Consider the following 15,886-nt stretch of genomic DNA (forward strand, 5'->3'; position numbering starts at 1 on the left):
GCGTCAGGGTAGCTCACCCTCAAACTGCGCGCATTGCCAGCATTCTGTGAACTGCGGCTCGATCCATTCGCCGCACGCAGGACAGCACCATGGCTCCGTGCCGGATCCGCCTTTTAAAACCGAAGCGATGAGAGTGCGGGCACGTGGCAGATCATTCTCTTCGATCACCCAAAGCTCGGGCCAACAGGCGCCCGGCGGCAGCTCCCCGATGCCGCCGATGAGATATTCATTTTTGACCAGGCAGTCGATGCGGTGGCCATCGAGGACACCTTTGAGGAAACCGACGAGCAGTCGATCCTCCGAGCAATAAACGCGTTTCATGATCCGTGCGGCGAAATACTTAGGCTCAGAGTTTGTGAAAAAACCGTCGCGAGCGAAGGGAGGTCGCGTTCCGCCGGAGCGCAGGACCGTTTCGCCGGGAGCGAAACGGCGCGCAAGCCCCGAAGGGGCGAGTCTCAGGGACGAGACGAGCAACCGGAGTGTATATTGAAATACATGAGGATTCCGAGTACCGCCGGAACGCGAGATCCCGAGCGTAGTAGGTTTTTTCCCAAACTCTCAAGCCGCCGCTCGCTGTCCCAGCTGATCGAACAAACGATCGAGCACGCCGATGCGCGCATCGCCATCGGGCAGCGAGGCCGTGATCCGGATCTTGTCTCCTTGCTCGAACTTGTAGGGATGAAGTTGGGTCTGCATCAGTTTCACTAAGGCCAGCGGGTCGACCTCGGCGTGCGCGTGGAAGAGCACCCGCCCGCCATGCGCGCCGAGATCGATCTTACGGACCCCGAGAGGCGCCGCCCGCTGCTTGAGCCGCGTGATCCGAAGGAGATCCTTGGCGGACTGCGGCAGCGCGCCGAAACGATCGATCATTTCTTCTTCCAGCCGGCCAAGCTCCTCTAGATCACCGGCGTTCGCGATCCGTTTGTACATGATAAGACGGGTATGGACATCGGGTACATAATCGCCCGGGATCAGTACCGGAACATGGATCTCGATCTCGACGCCATGATCGAGCGGCCGGTCGAGCTCGGGCTGCCGCCCGGCCTTGAGCGCCTGGATCGCCCGCTCGAGCAGTTCCGTGAACAAGCCGAAACCGACTTCCTGAATATGCCCGCTTTGCTCCTCACCGAGGATCTCTCCGGCGCCGCGGATCTCGAGATCATGGGTGGCTAAGGAAAACCCGATGCCGAGATCCTCGATCGACTCGATGGCTTCGAGCCTCCTCAGGGCGTCGCCCTTGAGGGCCTTCCGGGACGGCACCACGAGATAGGCATACGCCCGGTGATGCGAACGGCCCACCCGGCCGCGCAGTTGATAGAGCTGGGCGAGTCCGAACTTGTCGGCGCGATTAATGATAATAGTATTGGCGTTCGGCACGTCGATCCCGGTCTCGATGATAGTCGTGCAGAGCAGGCACGCAAAGCGGCGATGGTAGAAATCGAGCATCACCTGCTCGAGCTCGCGCTCGCGCATCTGCCCGTGCGCAATGCGCACGCGCGCCTCGGGAATGAGCGCCGCAACCTCGCGAGCAGTTTCTTCGATCGTTTCCACCTCGTTATGCAGGAAGTAGATCTGGCCGCCGCGGCTGATCTCGCGCCCCATGGCTTCGCGCAACAGCGCCTGATCCCACTCGGTCACGAAGGTCTTGACGGCGATGCGCCTTGCGGGGGGGGAGGCGATGATCGACAGCTCGCGAGTGCCGAACAAAGCCAAGTTGAGCGTGCGCGGAATCGGGGTCGCGGTCAGCGTCAAGATATCCACCTCCGAACGCAGGGCCTTCAGCCGCTCCTTTTGCCGCACCCCGAAGCGATGCTCTTCATCGATCACGAGCAGCCCGAGGCGCTTGAAGACAATGGACTCCTGCAATAGCTTGTGTGTTCCGACGACAATATCGACCGCGCCGTCCTTGAGCCCCGCCGCGACTTTATCCTGCTCTTTCTTGACCTGGAACCGTGACAGTAGCTCGATACGGAGCGGCCATTCCGCGAATCGATCCTTGAAGTTCCGATAGTGCTGTTGCGCCAGCAGAGTGGTCGGCACCAGGATCGCGGCCTGCTTGCCGCCCATGGCCGCGACGAACGCCGCGCGCATGGCCACCTCGGTTTTTCCGAACCCGACATCGCCGCACACCAGCCGATCCATCGGTTGCTCGCCTTGCAGATCGTGCACAACCGCGGCGATCGCCGCCTCCTGGTCCGGTGTCTCCTCGAAAGGGAACCCCTGTATAAACGCCTGGTATTGATCCCGTTCCAGCGTAAACGCGAACCCCTTTCGAGCGGCGCGGCGCGCGTAGATCTCCAGGAGCTCCGCGGCCACGTCACGGATGCGTTTCGCGGCCTTGGCGCGGGCGCGTTGCCACTGACCGCTGCCGAGCTTGTGCAAGGGCGCGTGAGCGGGGTCCACGCCGGAATAGCGGGTGATGAGGTGGAGCGAGAGCACCGGAACGTAGAGACGGTCCGCATCGGCGTACTCGATGCCGAGGTATTCACCGGGAATGCCGTTGGTCTCGATCGGAAAGAGCCCCAAATAGCGCCCGACTCCGTGACGCTCATGCACCACCGGCGCACCGGCGCGGAGCTCGCTGAGATCGCGAATGATGCTTTCCGGGTCCCGTGCCGCGCGGCTGCGGCGGCGCTCTTGCCGGGCGCGTTCCCCGAACAACTGGGCCTCGCCAACGACGGCGATGCGCGGGCTGTCCAACTGCATGCCTTGATCGAGGGCGGCGATGGTCAATCCGATTCGCGCTTCACCCTTAAGAAACGACGCCCAATCCGCGTAGGCTTGGAATTCAATCTGGTGCTGGCGCAGTAGCTCGGAGAGCGTCTCGCGGCGGCCTTTCGACTCGGCGGCAAGCAAGACCCGTCCGCCGAAAGATTGCAAATAGTGTTTGACGACGGCCAACGGATCCGCGGCCCGGCCGTCGATAGGAAGCTGCGCCGGCATGCTGCTCGAGAAACTCACGGCATGCTTTGGCGCCGTGAGCCCCTCTATGAGGATCGCCGGATGGATTTTTAGCCGAGCGGAAAGCTCCTCGGGCGGGAGAAACACTTCATCGGGGGGTAACAACGGCCGCTCGCGATCGTGGCGGGCGGCTTCATAGCGTTGACCAATCTCCCCCCAAAACGCGCTTGCAGCCTCCAACGCACCGTCATCCAGCACCACGACGCTCTCCTCGGGCAGATAATCGAACAAGATCGCGCCGCCGGTAAAAAAAAGCGGCAAGTAATACTCGATACCTCCGGGCGCGAGGCCCTGGTTTACCTCGCGGTAGATCGGGCAGTCCCCGGGCGCGCCTTCAAAGCGCGCGCGCCAGTTCGCGCGGAAGCACTCGAGCGCCTTCGGCGTTAGAGGAAACTCGCGCGCGGGTAGCACCTCGATCCGATCGCTGCTCTCGATGGAGCGTTGCGTTTCCGGATCGAAGAGGCGCAGCGTATCGATCAGCTCGTCGAACCAATCGATGCGATAAGGGAACCGGCTACCCATCGGATACACATCGAGTAGCGATCCCCGAACGGCGAAGTCACCGTGCTCCAGCACCTGCGAGACGCAGCGATACCCTCCGTGAATCAGCCGTTCGCGGAAACGCTCGCGATCCAGGCGCTCGCCCACTTTGAGCACGAGGGTGTTGGCTTCAAGATAGTCGCGCGGCGCCAACCGATGCATCAAGGTGGCGACGGAGGTGATTAAATAACCTGTGCTTCGTTGCGGTAAGCGCGCCAGCGTTTCCAGACGCTGCGAGACGATGTCCTGATAAGGTGAAAAGCGGTCATAGGGCAAGGTTTCCCAGTCAGGAAAGCTAAGGATCTCGGCTGCTTGACCACCCCCGCTAAAGAACCCAAGCTCCTCCTCGAGGCGCTCTGCATGCAGCGCGTCCTTGGCGATGACCACCACCAGACCGTTCCATCTCTCCGCGAGCCTTGAGACGGCAAGCGCCTTGGCGCTTCCGTGTAAGCGCGTCCAATAGAGCCGTTCACCGGCCGGACGCGGGGCCGGGGGTTCGAACACGCTGTTTTCGGGCTTTGGTTCGCTTACGCTCATCCCCTCACCGCGTTGCTCAGTTGCCGTCGAGCTCATCGACCGGCCTCATGCTGTTCCAATGCTTGCAGGTCGGGCATTGCCAATGGTGCGTCTTCGCTAGAAACCCGCAGTGCTGACATTGGTAATTCGATCGTTGGCGTAACAAGCGGCCTACGTAGTCGCTGAGCACCGCCAACTGCGGCTTGGACAACGGCGCGCCGTGTGCTTTTGAATAACTGAGCATTTGGTTCAATCCGCGTAAGGAAGGCCGCCGGTTTAGCTCCTCACCCAAATAGCTTATCGCCGCTTCGATGCCCTGCTCTTCCGCGATCAGATCCGCCAGCATCAACAAGATATGAACGCCGAAGTTCTTGGCGACGAGCGTCTGCAAATACGCTATAAACTCGTCGGATTGCCCCAAGCTTCGATAGCATTCGAGCAAGTGCGGTAGCGCTTGTACCAGAACCGAAGGGTCCTGATGCTCAATCCTTTTGAACGCCATGACCGCCGCGCGAGTGTCGCCGGAAGCCTTGGCGATTCTACCTTCCATCAGGCTCGCGCGCGCGCAGCCGGGATCAACTTCCAACCCGCGTCGCAATAGCCGGACAGCCTCGGCGGTCTGGCCTTGAAGCTCGCACTGGTGCGCCCATTCGCAGTAAAACTGGGCCGTTATACGGCCCATATCCTCTTTGCATCGGGTCTCGATCTCGCGCGCGCACGCGATCGCCTTATCCCAATCTTGTTCTTGCTGATAGATATCCAGCAACTGCGATAATGCCTTCTTCGTGTGGGTTCCGGAGTCCAACAGGTCTTTAAATAGCCCCTCCGCCCGATCGAACAAGCCCGAGCGCATGTAATCCATTCCTAACTCGAGCGCCGCCAGGGAACGTTGCTCGTCGCCCAACGCGGAATGCGTAATTAAATTTTGATGGATACGGATGGCCCGATCGACTTCGCCGCGCCGGCGGAACAGATTGCCCAACGCTAGCTGAGTTTCAATCGTGTCGCTCTCGACCTCCAGCATCGCGATGAACACGTCGATGGCCTTATCCGGCTGTTCGTTAACAAGGTAGTTTAGGCCTTTGAAGTAATCCTTGGAGAGGGTGGCGGGCTCGCCACGGCGGTAAGCGCCGCCGCGGCTTGCCAGATACCAACCGGACGCCGCGGCAAGCGGCAATAGCAGCCAAATGAGGTTCGAGAACGGCTCAGGAGGCATCCTTGAGCGTTGTGATGGATTGGCCTCTCGCTAACTGCTGATCCACGGATTTCAAAGAACGCTTGAGCTCACCGATCTTACGCCGCAAACGCACAACGACACTGAGATTTACCAGGACGCCCAGAACCGCTCCCAAGAGCAACATGCAAGCGATCAAGAGAGACACCGGCAACTGCACCGTACCCAAATAATAATCGACCACGACTAATTGATGATTCTTGACATGCAGCTCAAGGCCGACGAGGACGACGACCAGCAGAAAGATTACTTTTAGAAGGCGAACCATAGCTAGACGCCGTAGTGTTTAAACGTAGCACGCCCCTCCTTCGAACCCCTCCCACGGGGCGGGAAAGCACGCTTCGATTGTTTTCCGAGACCGAATTATTTCACGCCGTTGACGCGTTCTCTCATCTGTTTGCCCGGTTTAAAGTGCGGCACGTATTTCGCCGGCAGGGGCACCGGATCTCCGGATTTCGGATTGCGTCCGATCCGCGCCGGGCGATAATGGAGAGAGAAACTTCCGAAGCCGCGGATCTCGATGCGTCTCCCTGTCGAGAGCGTATACGCCATGAGCTCCAACAAGGTCTTAACTGCCAACTCAACATCTTTATTCCCCAGTTGGATTTGCTTGCGCGCGAGGGATTCGATGAGTTCCGACTTAGTCATCTGTGCTTGCCTTAGCCCTGTCAAAGAGATTACCGGGCGGGAAGAATCCCCTGCCGTTCATGCATGGCGCGCCTTCAATCGGGCGACTCGGCACCGTCAAGGCGCTGCTTGAGCAGATCGCCGAACTTGGTGGTCGTCATGCCGGCCCCAGCCCCGTAAGTCTCCAACGCTTGCGCCTGCTCGTGAAATTCCTTCGCCTTGATCGAAAGAGAAATCATGCGCTTCTTCCGGTCGATTGCAACAAATAGGGCCTCGACCTCTTGCCCCTCCTTGATCCCCTTGCGCGCATCGTCCACGGGCTGCTGTGAAAGCTCCGAAGCGCGAATATAGCCCTCGACGCTGTCCGCGAGCCGGACCGTTATCCCCTGCGCATCGACCATTACGGCAACGCCCGTCACGATACTGCCCTTTTCGTGTTCGGCCAGATAATTGGAAAAGGGATCCTTCTCCAATTGTTTGATCCCAAGCGAAATCCGCTCCCGCTCCGCATCGATGGCGAGAACCACCGTTTCGACCTCTTGCCCCTTCTTGTAATTTCTGACCGCCTCCTCACCCGCACTCGACCACGAGAGATCGGACAGGTGCACCAAACCATCGATGCCCCCTTCGAGCCCCACGAAAATACCAAAATCGGTAATGGACTTGATGATTCCCTGGACCTTGCTGTTCTTGTTGAACCTTACCGCAAACTCCTCCCAAGGATTCGGCTGGCAGTGCTTTATTCCGAGCGAGATGCGGCGCCGCTCCTGGTCGATATCGAGAACCATCGCCTCGACCTCTTGCCCCACATGGACCACTTTCGAGGGATGAACGTTTCTGTTGGTCCAGTCCATCTCCGAGACGTGAACCAAACCCTCGACGCCTGGTTCTATTTCCACAAAGCAACCATAGTCGGCGACGTTGGTGACTTTGCCGAAGATCCGAGAACGCTGCGGGTAGCGGCGCCCGATGTCGATCCAGGGGTCCTCCCCAAGCTGCTTGAGCCCTAGGGAGACGCGGTTGCGCTCGCGATCGAATTTCAGGACCTTAACGTCAATTTCGTCGCCGACATTGAGGACTTCGCTCGGGTGTTTTACGCGTTTCCAGGCCATGTCCGTGATATGGAGCAAGCCATCGACGCCACCGAGGTCGATGAACGCCCCATAATCGGTAAGGTTCTTAACCACCCCCTTGACAACCCCGCCCTCCTCGATGCTGTTCAACAGCACATCGCGCTCGGCACCCCCCTCGCTTTCCACTACGGCACGGCGGGAGACCACGACGTTATTACGCTTATGGTCAACCTTAATCACCTTGAACTCGAGCGGCTTGCCTTCCAGATAGGTGGTATCGCGTACCGGCCGGACATCCACCAACGACCCCGGAAGGAAGGCGCGGATGTCTTCGATCTCTACCGTAAAACCGCCCTTCACGCGCTCCGAGATCACACCGGTCACGTTGCTGCCGGCCTCCAAAGCTTCTTCTAAACGCTTCCAGGCCATGACGCGCTTCGCCTTTTCCCGCGACAGTTGAGTGGCGCCGGACCCGTCTGCGATCGCATCGAGCGCGACATCGATCCGATCGCCAATGGTGACTTCGATGGCGCCCGCCTCGTTGCGGAATTGCTCGATGGGGATCACCCCCTCCGATTTAAAGCCGGCATGAACGACCACGGCATCCGGCCGGACATCGACGACGATACCGGTCACGATGGTGCCCGGACGCATCTTGTGCTCGATTTGACTCTGCTCGAATAATTCCGCAAACGTTTCAACCATTAGTTCCCGAATCCTCAAACGACTATTGATTTTTACCCGCGCGCCGATCGCGCCCATCGAGTAAGTATATAACACGCTCAAGCACCGCTCCGAGATCAAGGCGCGTGGTGTCGATGATCACGGCATCGGGCGCGGCCCGTAAAGGCGAGGCGCCGCGCTCACTATCACGGGCATCGCGTTCCAGGATACCCTCTAAAAGATTGCGGAGATTAACATTGACTCCCTGATCTTTCAACTGCTTATAGCGCCTTTCGGCGCGCTCCTCCGGGCTGGCCGAGAGATAGATCTTAAGCGCCGCGTCGGCGAAAACCACCGTTCCCATGTCGCGGCCGTCGGCCACCAAGCCCGGAGGCTGCCGGAAGGAGCGCTGCTGCACAAGAAAAGCCGCGCGGACCGGGGGCAGCGCCGCGATCTGAGAGGCGGCGTGCGCGCAGGCTTCCGAACGGATGCTCCGAGTCACATCCTCTCCCCGGCAGATCACGCGCACCTCCTCCGATCCCGGCGCAGCGTCTCGAAATTCCACCGCAAGCCGCGCCGCAAGATGAGCCAGCCGCGCCATATCATCGAACACGACAGCCTCCCTCATCGCAAGCCACCCCAAGACCCGGTACAAGGCCCCGCTATCGAGAAAATGCCATCCTAGCGTCCGCGCGAGGCGCACCCCGAGGCTGCCCTTGCCCGTGCCGCTCGGACCGTCGATGGCGATGACGGGAATCGATTCGCTGCTCACGGTCCGCCGCCTGCGGTGATTCGGAGACCCGCTTCCCGCGCCAGCGTGAGGAAGTTTGGGAAAGACGTAGTGATCATCGCGCAGCCGGCGATGACAATACGCCCCTCGGCCCGCAATCCCGCGATCGCAAACGCCATCGCGACGCGATGGTCACCGCCGCTTTCCACGCGGCCCCCTTGGATCGCGGCACCGCGGATGCGCATCCCGTCAGGGGTGGGCCGCGCCTCGATGCCCAGCGCCTTGAGGCCCTGCGCCATGCTTCTTATCCGATCGCTCTCCTTGTAGCGAAGTTCTTCGGCGCCTTCCAAGAGGGTTTCGCCCCGGGCGCAGGCCGCGGCGATGAAAAGGACGGGAAATTCGTCGATGGCCGCCGGTACCAGATCGCCCGGAATACGGATCCCGCGCAGATCGCTTGCGCGTACGTAGAGATCGGCAACGGGCTCACCGCCCTCCTCGCGCTTGTTTTGAAGCTCGATGTCCGCCCCCATGCGCCGCAGGATCTCGATCATGCCAATGCGCGTCGGATTGACGCCCACCTCCTCGAGCACGAGATCCGACCCGCGGGCAATCGTCGCGCCGACGATGAAAAACGCCGCCGAAGACAGATCCGCCGGCACAGTGACATCAACGCCCGCGAGGCGCGCTTCGCCGCGCATGCAAACCGCGCCGTCGTGGCGTTGTACCGGACAGCCGAAACGGCCCAACATGCGCTCGCTGTGGTCGCGGCTTGCGAGGGGTTCCCTCACGCACGTTCGCCCCCGCGCGTACAGACCGGCGAGCAAAATACCGGATTTGACCTGGGCGCTCGCCACCGGCATGTCGTAATCGATGCCGCGAACTCGCGCCCCGCCGAAGACTGTTACCGGCGGCGTGCCCGCGGCACTGCACTCGATGCGCGCCCCCATGCGGCGCAAGGGCTCGATGAGGCGCATCATGGGCCGCTTCGACAGCGACTCATCGCCGGTCAATTCCGTGTCGAAGGACTGGCCCGCGAGGAGCCCCGTCATTAACCGCATCGAGGTACCTGAGTTGCCGAGATCGATCGGCCCGGGCGCCGGCCGCAACCCGTGCAAGCCCACCCCGTGGATCCTTACCCCGCCCGCTCCGAGCCGCTCGATGCGCACGCCCATCGACGCGAAGGCCTGTAGCGTCGCGAGCGTATCGTCACCCTCCAGGAATCCCCGGATTTCGGTGACACCCTCGGCGATCGCCCCGAGCATGAGCGCGCGGTGAGAGATGGACTTGTCACCGGGCACGCGCAAGCGGCCAGCGAGCTTCCCGCCCGGTTCAACGCTAAGCAGGTGCGGGCCGAGAGTCACCGCTTTTTTTCACCCGCGAGATCCGGCCCGATCCGCTGCTCGGCGGCCAAGGCATCCCGGGTGTTCTTGGCCTCGTCCAAGAACGCAACGACCGCGGGACCGTCCTCGGCCTCGATAGCGTCGCGGAGCATCGCGAGATCCTCGCGAAAACGTTCGATCATATCGATGAGCCGCGCGCGATTGGCGAAAAAGATATCGCGCCACATGACGGGGTTGCTCGAAGCTATTCGGGTGATGTCCGCGAATCCTCCCGCCGCATAGCGCACGAGCGCGGACCGGCCGCTAACGCGCGCGGCGGCGCGCACCAACGCATAGGCGAGCACATGCGGCAGATGGCTGATGGCGGCGAAGACTTGATCGTGCCGGTCGACCTCCATGTCCTCGACCACAGCCCCGGTTTGTCGCCACAGCAAGCGCACGCGCTCCAGCGCGCGCGGGTCGGTCTCCGCGAGGGGGGTCAAAATTACCCGCTGTCCATGAAAGAGCCCGGCACAAGAACTCTCCACGCCGCCATGCTCGGTGCCCGCGATGGGGTGCCCCGGCACGAAACGCGGTAGGTGATGCTCGAGATACCGGCGGGCGGCATGAACCACGGAACCTTTCACGCTACCGACATCGGTGATCACCGCATGCCCGTCCAAGTGTCCTGCGAGACCCTGAAAGATCTCCGCGACGGCCCCGAGCGGCACGGCGATCACTACGATCTCGGCGCCCTCGACCGCCCGCGAGAGATCGGCGCACGGCTCATCGATGACACCGATCTCGCTGGCGCGCCGCAGGGCCATTGGGTCCGTGTCGTATCCCGTCACGCGCTCTCCGGCGCGCTTCAAGGCGCGGGCGAGCGATCCGCCAATGAGACCCACGCCGATAATGGCGACCCGTGAGGGCGGCACGATGGCTACCGAGCCTCCTTAGGGAAGCTCTGCAAAAGTGTCGCGAGCAAGCCCAGATGCGCGAAGCCGCGGAGCGAGTCGCGAGACATATCAGGTAGATAGGCAAGCGACGAGCGAGCACGCGACAAAGCAGATGGGCTGCGCAGCAACTTTTCCAGAGCTTCCTTAGGATCGTTCATTCAGCACCTTCCTCAGCGCGTCGATGAAACGCGTATTTTCCGGCTCCGTTCCAACCGTGACCCGGAGATGGTTTGGCAAGCCATAATTGCCGATCGGCCGCACGATCACACCCCGCCTGAGTAAAGCCTCATAGATGTCGCGTGCGCGGGGGCCGAGTTCGATGCAGAGAAAATTCGCGGCCGACGGGATATAGCCGAGCCCCAATGCTTCACACGCCCGAGTCAGTCGCGCGAGCCCGGCGGTGTTGACCGCCACGCTTGCAGCCACATGCTCCTCGTCGGCGAGCGCGGCCTCCGCCGCGGCGAGCGCAACGCTGTTGACGTTGAAAGGCTGCCGCACCCGGTTCATCAACTCCGCCACCTGGGGATGCGAGACCGCGTAGCCCACGCGTAAGCCGGCAAGTCCGTGAATCTTGGAAAACGTGCGCGTCACGACCAGGTTCGGAAATCGATCGATCCACCGAAGGCCGTTCGGATAACCCGGCGCCTGCACATACTCAAAGTAGGCTTCATCGAGAACGATCACTACCCGCGGCGGTACGCACTGGATAAATTCCAACAGCCCCGGCTCGTTGATCCAGGTGCCTGTGGGGTTATTGGGATTGGCGATAAAAATGAGCCGGGTGCGAGCATTGATCGCTGCTCTGATCGCTCCAAGATCGTGCCCATAGTCGCGGGCGGGCGTCACGACCGCTTCGGCCCCGATGGCTTGGGTGGCGAGCGCATACACCGCGAAGGCGTGTTGGGAGAAGATCACCTGTTGCGAAGAGGTGACGAAGCTGCGCGCCGCCAATTCCAGGACGTCGTTGGAGCCGTTTCCCAAGGTGATCCGATCGTGCCCTATCGCCAGGCGTGCGGCCAATGCCTTCTTCAAAGCATAACCGCCGCCGTCCGGATACCGGCCGATGTCCGCGCACCCAGCCCTGATCGCGGCGCGGGCGCGTGCTCCCGGACCGAGCGGGTTTTCGTTCGAGGCCAGCTTTACCGCGTCGGTGATCCCATACTCCCGCGCCAGCTCCGCGAGCGGCTTGCCGGGTCGATAGGGATCGAGCGCGCGCACGCCGGGCGCCGCCAGCGCGAAAAAATCGATGGGGCTAGGCCGATCGCTTTTCATGGAGAGCAAATCCTGCTCGGAGTTTGTGAAAAAATCGTCAGCGAGCGAAGGCAGGTCGCGCTGCATCCTCGGCGCGCCAAACAGGGCCATTCCCTGGCCCTGGCTTTCCGCCGGAGCGCAGGAACCGGAGTGTATTGCAATACATGAGGATTCCGAGCACCGCCGGAACGCGAGATGCCGAGCGCAGTAGATTTTTTCACAAACTCTCAGAGTACCGCCCGCGGATAGGACCCAAGCAGCTTGAGCATGGCCGCGCGCTGCTTGAGCGCCTTCAAGGCTTGTGCGACCATCTCGTCCCGCAGGTGACCTTCGATATCCACAAAGAAAAAATACTCCCACATGCCGCGGCGCGAGGGACGCGATTCGATGCGCATCATGCTGATCCCGTATTCGGCGAACGAGGCGAGCAGGTGATAGAGAGCGCCGGGCCGATTCGGCGCCGAGAAAATGAGCGAGGTCTTGTCATCCCCGCTCGGCGGGACCGACTGGTGGCCGATGACGATAAAACGCGTCGTGTTGTCGGCCTCATCTTCGATATTCCTTACCAGATGTTCCAAGCCGTAGATCGTAGCCGCCGCATCCCCGGCGATCGCGGCCGCCGCGGGCTCGCCGGCGGCGCGCCGCGCGGCCTCCGCATTGCTCGCAAACGCCACCCTTTCGGCGTGCGCGAGGTGGCTATTCAACCAGCGGCGGCACTGCGCCAACGCCTGCTCGTGGGCGAATACGCGGGTGATTTCTCGCGGCGTGACATTCTTCCCCAGCAGGTGATGATGAATGCGCAGCTCGACCTCGCCGCAGATCTTGAGCGGTGAATTGACGAACATGTCCAAGGTGTGGTTGACCACGCCTTCGATCGAATTCTCGACCGGCACGACCCCGTAATGGCAAGCCCCCGCTTCGACTTCGCGGAACACCTCGTCGATCGTACCCATCGGCAAGGCCTGCACGGAATTACCGAAATGTTTATGCACCGAGGCATGGGTGAACGTGCCCTCGGGCCCGAGAAACGCCACGTTCAAGGGCTGTTGCAGCGCCAGACAGGCCGACATGATCTCGCGGAACAAGCGGGCCATCTCTTCGTCCGGCAAAGGCCCTTTGTTCTTCGAGATGATCTTTCTCAAGACTTGGGCTTCGCGTTCCGGGCGATAGTAGGCATCGGGCTCATGATCGTTACCCTTCGCGGACGCGACTTCCTTGGCAAGCTGCGCCCGGGCCGTGATCATGTGCAGTATCTCCGCATCCACCTCGTCGATGCGCGTGCGCAAGCCCTGCAATCGGTCGTCGTTAGGGAGGTCCACGCGGAGGTCTATTCGTTATCGTTATCGTTATCGTTATCGCTATCGTTATAATCCGCGATTCGCTCGATCCCGACCAAGCGCTCGCCATCGGCGAGGTTAATCAACGTGACGCCCTGGGTATTGCGGCCGACAATCGAGATATCGTTCGCGGCGGTGCGGACCAGGGTTCCCCGATCGCTCACCAGCATGATTTCCTCATCATCGCGGATCCCGATAGCCCCGACGAGCTTTCCGTTCCGGGCGGTGGTCTGGATGGCGATGACGCCCTGGCCGCCGCGGCCGTGCACCGGATAGTCGCCTACCGGCGTGCGCTTACCGTAGCCGCGTTCGGTCGCGCAGAGGATCTGGCTCTGCGCCCCGGGGATAATGAGCGAGATCACTGCATGCCCGGTCCTGAGTCTAATACCTCGTACGCCCCGCGCCCCCCGGCCCATCGCGCGCACCTCCGTTTCGCTGAAGCGGACCGCCTTGCCCGAGGTGCTGAACAGCATCAGCTCCTGACGGCCATCGGTCAGAGCAACGCCCACCAGCCGATCGCCATCGCTCAAGTCGATGGCGATAATACCGCTCGCGCGCGGCCGCGAGAACTCCGCTAACGGACATTTCTTGACCACGCCGCGGCTGGTCGCCATGACCAGGAATCCATCCTGCTCGAAGGACTTGATGGGAAGGATGGCCGTGATGCGCTCCTCGTTCTCCAACGGCAAGAGATTGACCATCGGCTTGCCGCGCGCCGCGCGCCCGGCCTGAGGCAACTCATAGACCTTGAGCCAGTATGTCCGGCCGCGGTTCGAAAAGCATAGGATCGTATCGTGGGTGCTGGCCACGAACAGTTTCTCGATAAAGTCCTCCACTTTCATCGCCGTGGCCATCTTGCCCTTGCCGCCACGCCGCTGCAGGCGGTACTCGTCCATAGGTTGCGCCTTGGCGTAGCCCTCATGCGACAAGGTCACTACCACATCCTCGACGCTGATCAGATCCGCGAGGCTCAACTCCACGTGCCGTTGCCGGATCTCGGTACGGCGTTTGTCGCTGAACTGATCGCGAATGTCGATGAGCTCCTCGCGCATCACTTCGGTCAGCCTTTCCGGCCGCGCCAGGATCTCCAAGAGATTCGCGATGTTTTCCAGGACGGCTTGATAGTCTTGCACAATCTTTTCTTGCTCCAGACCGGTGAGCCGATGCAGCCGCAGATCCAAGATGGCCTGCGCCTGGGCTTCGGACAAGCGGTAGCCATTCGGCGTCAGGCCGAACTCGGGCGCAAGACTCTCCGGACGGGACACTTCGGCGCCCGAACGCTCCAGCATCCGCACCACCGCCCCCGGCGCCCACACGCGCGCCATCAGCCCCGCCCTGGCTGCCGCGGGATTGGCCGAGGCCTTGATGAGGGCGATCACCGGATCGATGTTCGCCAAGGCCACGGCCAAACCTTCTAGATTATGCGCCCGTTCCCGCGCCTTGCGCAGATCGTAAACGGTACGGCGGGTGATCACCTCCCGGCGGTGGCGCAGGAAGCACTCGATCAATTGCTTGAGCGACAAGATCTGAGGCAGGCCCTGGACCAGCGCAACTATGTTCACGCCGAATACCACCTGCATCTGCGTCTGCTGATAGAGGTTGTTGAGCACGACCTCGGCGATCTCGCCGCGGCGCAACTCGACCACCATGCGCATCCCGTCCTTGTCGGACTCGTCCCGCAGCTCCCGGATCCCCTCGAGTTTCTTGTCCTTGACCAGCTCCGCGATCCGTTCCATCAAGCGCGCCTTGTTGACCTGATAGGGCAGCTCCGTCACGACGATGCGCTCACCCGCATCATCGGACTCGACCGCGCTGCGCGCGCGCACGTGGATCCTCCCGCGCCCGGTCTCGTAGGCTTCCTGGATCCCCTCGGTCCCATTGATGATGGCCGCCGTGGGAAAATCCGGCCCCGGGATGATTTCGAGCAGCCCGCTGACGTCGATATCGGGGCGATCGATGAGCGCCAAACAGCCGCCGACCACCTCGCCGAGATTGTGGGGCGGAATATTGGTTGCCATGCCCACGGCGATGCCGCTCGATCCGTTGATCAAAAGGTTCGGGACGCGCGTCGGAAGGATCGTGGGCTCGGTCTCGGAGCCGTCGTAGTTGGGAGAGAAATCGACGGTCTCCTTGTCGATATCGGCGAGCAGCTCGTGGGCGATGCGGGACATCCGCACCTCGGTGTAACGCATGGCGGCCGGCGAATCGCCGTCCACGGAACCGAAGTTGCCTTGCCCGTCGATCAGCATGTAGCGCAAGGAGAAGGGTTGTGCCATGCGCACGATGGTGTCATAGACGGCGACATCCCCGTGGGGATGGTATTTACCGATGACATCACCGACCACGCGCGCCGATTTCTTGTTCGGCTTGTTCCAGTCGTTGCCGAGCTCCCGCATCGCATGGAGGACGCGCCGGTGGACGGGTTTCAGGCCGTCCCGCGCGTCCGGCAGCGCCCGGCCCACGATTACGCTCATTGCGTAATCCATGTAGGACTGGCGCATCTCGTCTTCGATATTGACAGGCGAGACTTCTTTGGCAAACTGGATCATCGGGTGTTTTTCACGACTCCGGCTGCATTAGCATCCGGCGCAAAATGCTACCACAACGAGATACCGAGGTAGAGGATTTTTAACGTGATTTTCAGACGGGCGCCTGGCGCTGCGCGCCCAAACCCGGTAA

13 protein-coding genes are annotated in these 15,886 nt (G+C 61.5%); all 13 read right to left on the reverse strand.

Going from position 1 to position 15,886, the window contains the following annotated elements; genetic code table 11:
- Window positions 1–3: 3 nt before the first annotated feature.
- The 13 genes from M3436_02800 to gyrA all read right to left on the reverse strand — a co-directional run bounded on the left by M3436_02800 (window position 4) and on the right by gyrA (window position 15,756).
- Entirely contained in the window at window positions 4–321 is a 318-nt protein-coding gene (locus M3436_02800; protein MDQ3563098.1) for a DUF2007 domain-containing protein, read from the reverse strand.
- 237 nt (window positions 322–558) lie between these two features.
- On the reverse strand, window positions 559–4,038 hold the full coding sequence (mfd, locus tag M3436_02805) for a transcription-repair coupling factor (GenBank protein MDQ3563099.1): 3,480 nt from the start codon (window positions 4,036–4,038) through the stop codon (window positions 559–561).
- Window positions 4,039–4,054: 16 nt separating this feature from the next.
- Window positions 4,055–5,233, reverse strand: a complete 1,179-nt coding sequence (gene lapB / locus M3436_02810) for a lipopolysaccharide assembly protein LapB (protein ID MDQ3563100.1) — start codon at window positions 5,231–5,233, stop codon at window positions 4,055–4,057.
- Complete coding sequence (locus tag M3436_02815) at window positions 5,223–5,519, reverse strand: LapA family protein (GenBank protein MDQ3563101.1); 297 nt, start codon at window positions 5,517–5,519, stop codon at window positions 5,223–5,225. The genes lapB and M3436_02815 overlap by 11 nt, the downstream gene beginning before the upstream one ends.
- A gap of 95 nt (window positions 5,520–5,614) precedes the next feature.
- Complete coding sequence (locus tag M3436_02820) at window positions 5,615–5,899, reverse strand: integration host factor subunit beta (protein ID MDQ3563102.1); 285 nt, start codon at window positions 5,897–5,899, stop codon at window positions 5,615–5,617.
- 74 nt (window positions 5,900–5,973) lie between these two features.
- Complete coding sequence (gene rpsA / locus M3436_02825; protein ID MDQ3563103.1) at window positions 5,974–7,656, reverse strand: 30S ribosomal protein S1; 1,683 nt, start codon at window positions 7,654–7,656, stop codon at window positions 5,974–5,976.
- 22 nt (window positions 7,657–7,678) lie between these two features.
- A complete protein-coding gene (gene cmk / locus M3436_02830; protein MDQ3563104.1) occupies window positions 7,679–8,386 on the reverse strand; it encodes a (d)CMP kinase in 708 nt (235 codons plus the stop codon).
- Entirely contained in the window at window positions 8,383–9,705 is a 1,323-nt protein-coding gene (gene aroA / locus M3436_02835; GenBank protein ID MDQ3563105.1) for a 3-phosphoshikimate 1-carboxyvinyltransferase, read from the reverse strand. The genes cmk and aroA overlap by 4 nt, the downstream gene beginning before the upstream one ends.
- Window positions 9,702–10,598, reverse strand: a complete 897-nt coding sequence (locus M3436_02840; protein ID MDQ3563106.1) for a prephenate dehydrogenase/arogenate dehydrogenase family protein — start codon at window positions 10,596–10,598, stop codon at window positions 9,702–9,704. The genes aroA and M3436_02840 overlap by 4 nt, the downstream gene beginning before the upstream one ends.
- A gap of 5 nt (window positions 10,599–10,603) precedes the next feature.
- Window positions 10,604–10,777 carry a hypothetical protein gene (locus tag M3436_02845; protein ID MDQ3563107.1) on the reverse strand — a complete coding sequence of 58 codons (174 nt, stop codon included), beginning with the start codon at window positions 10,775–10,777 and terminating at the stop codon, window positions 10,604–10,606.
- Window positions 10,764–11,891, reverse strand: a complete 1,128-nt coding sequence (hisC, locus tag M3436_02850) for a histidinol-phosphate transaminase (protein ID MDQ3563108.1) — start codon at window positions 11,889–11,891, stop codon at window positions 10,764–10,766. Before hisC ends, M3436_02845 begins: the two co-directional genes overlap by 14 nt.
- A gap of 206 nt (window positions 11,892–12,097) precedes the next feature.
- Window positions 12,098–13,189, reverse strand: a complete 1,092-nt coding sequence (gene pheA / locus M3436_02855; GenBank protein MDQ3563109.1) for a prephenate dehydratase — start codon at window positions 13,187–13,189, stop codon at window positions 12,098–12,100.
- Between the two features lie 8 nt (window positions 13,190–13,197).
- Window positions 13,198–15,756, reverse strand: a complete 2,559-nt coding sequence (gene gyrA / locus M3436_02860) for a DNA gyrase subunit A (protein ID MDQ3563110.1) — start codon at window positions 15,754–15,756, stop codon at window positions 13,198–13,200.
- Window positions 15,757–15,886 lie beyond the last annotated feature (130 nt).

Source organism: Pseudomonadota bacterium, from assembly GCA_030859565.1.
Classification (GTDB): domain Bacteria; phylum Pseudomonadota; class Gammaproteobacteria; order JACCXJ01; family JACCXJ01; genus USCg-Taylor.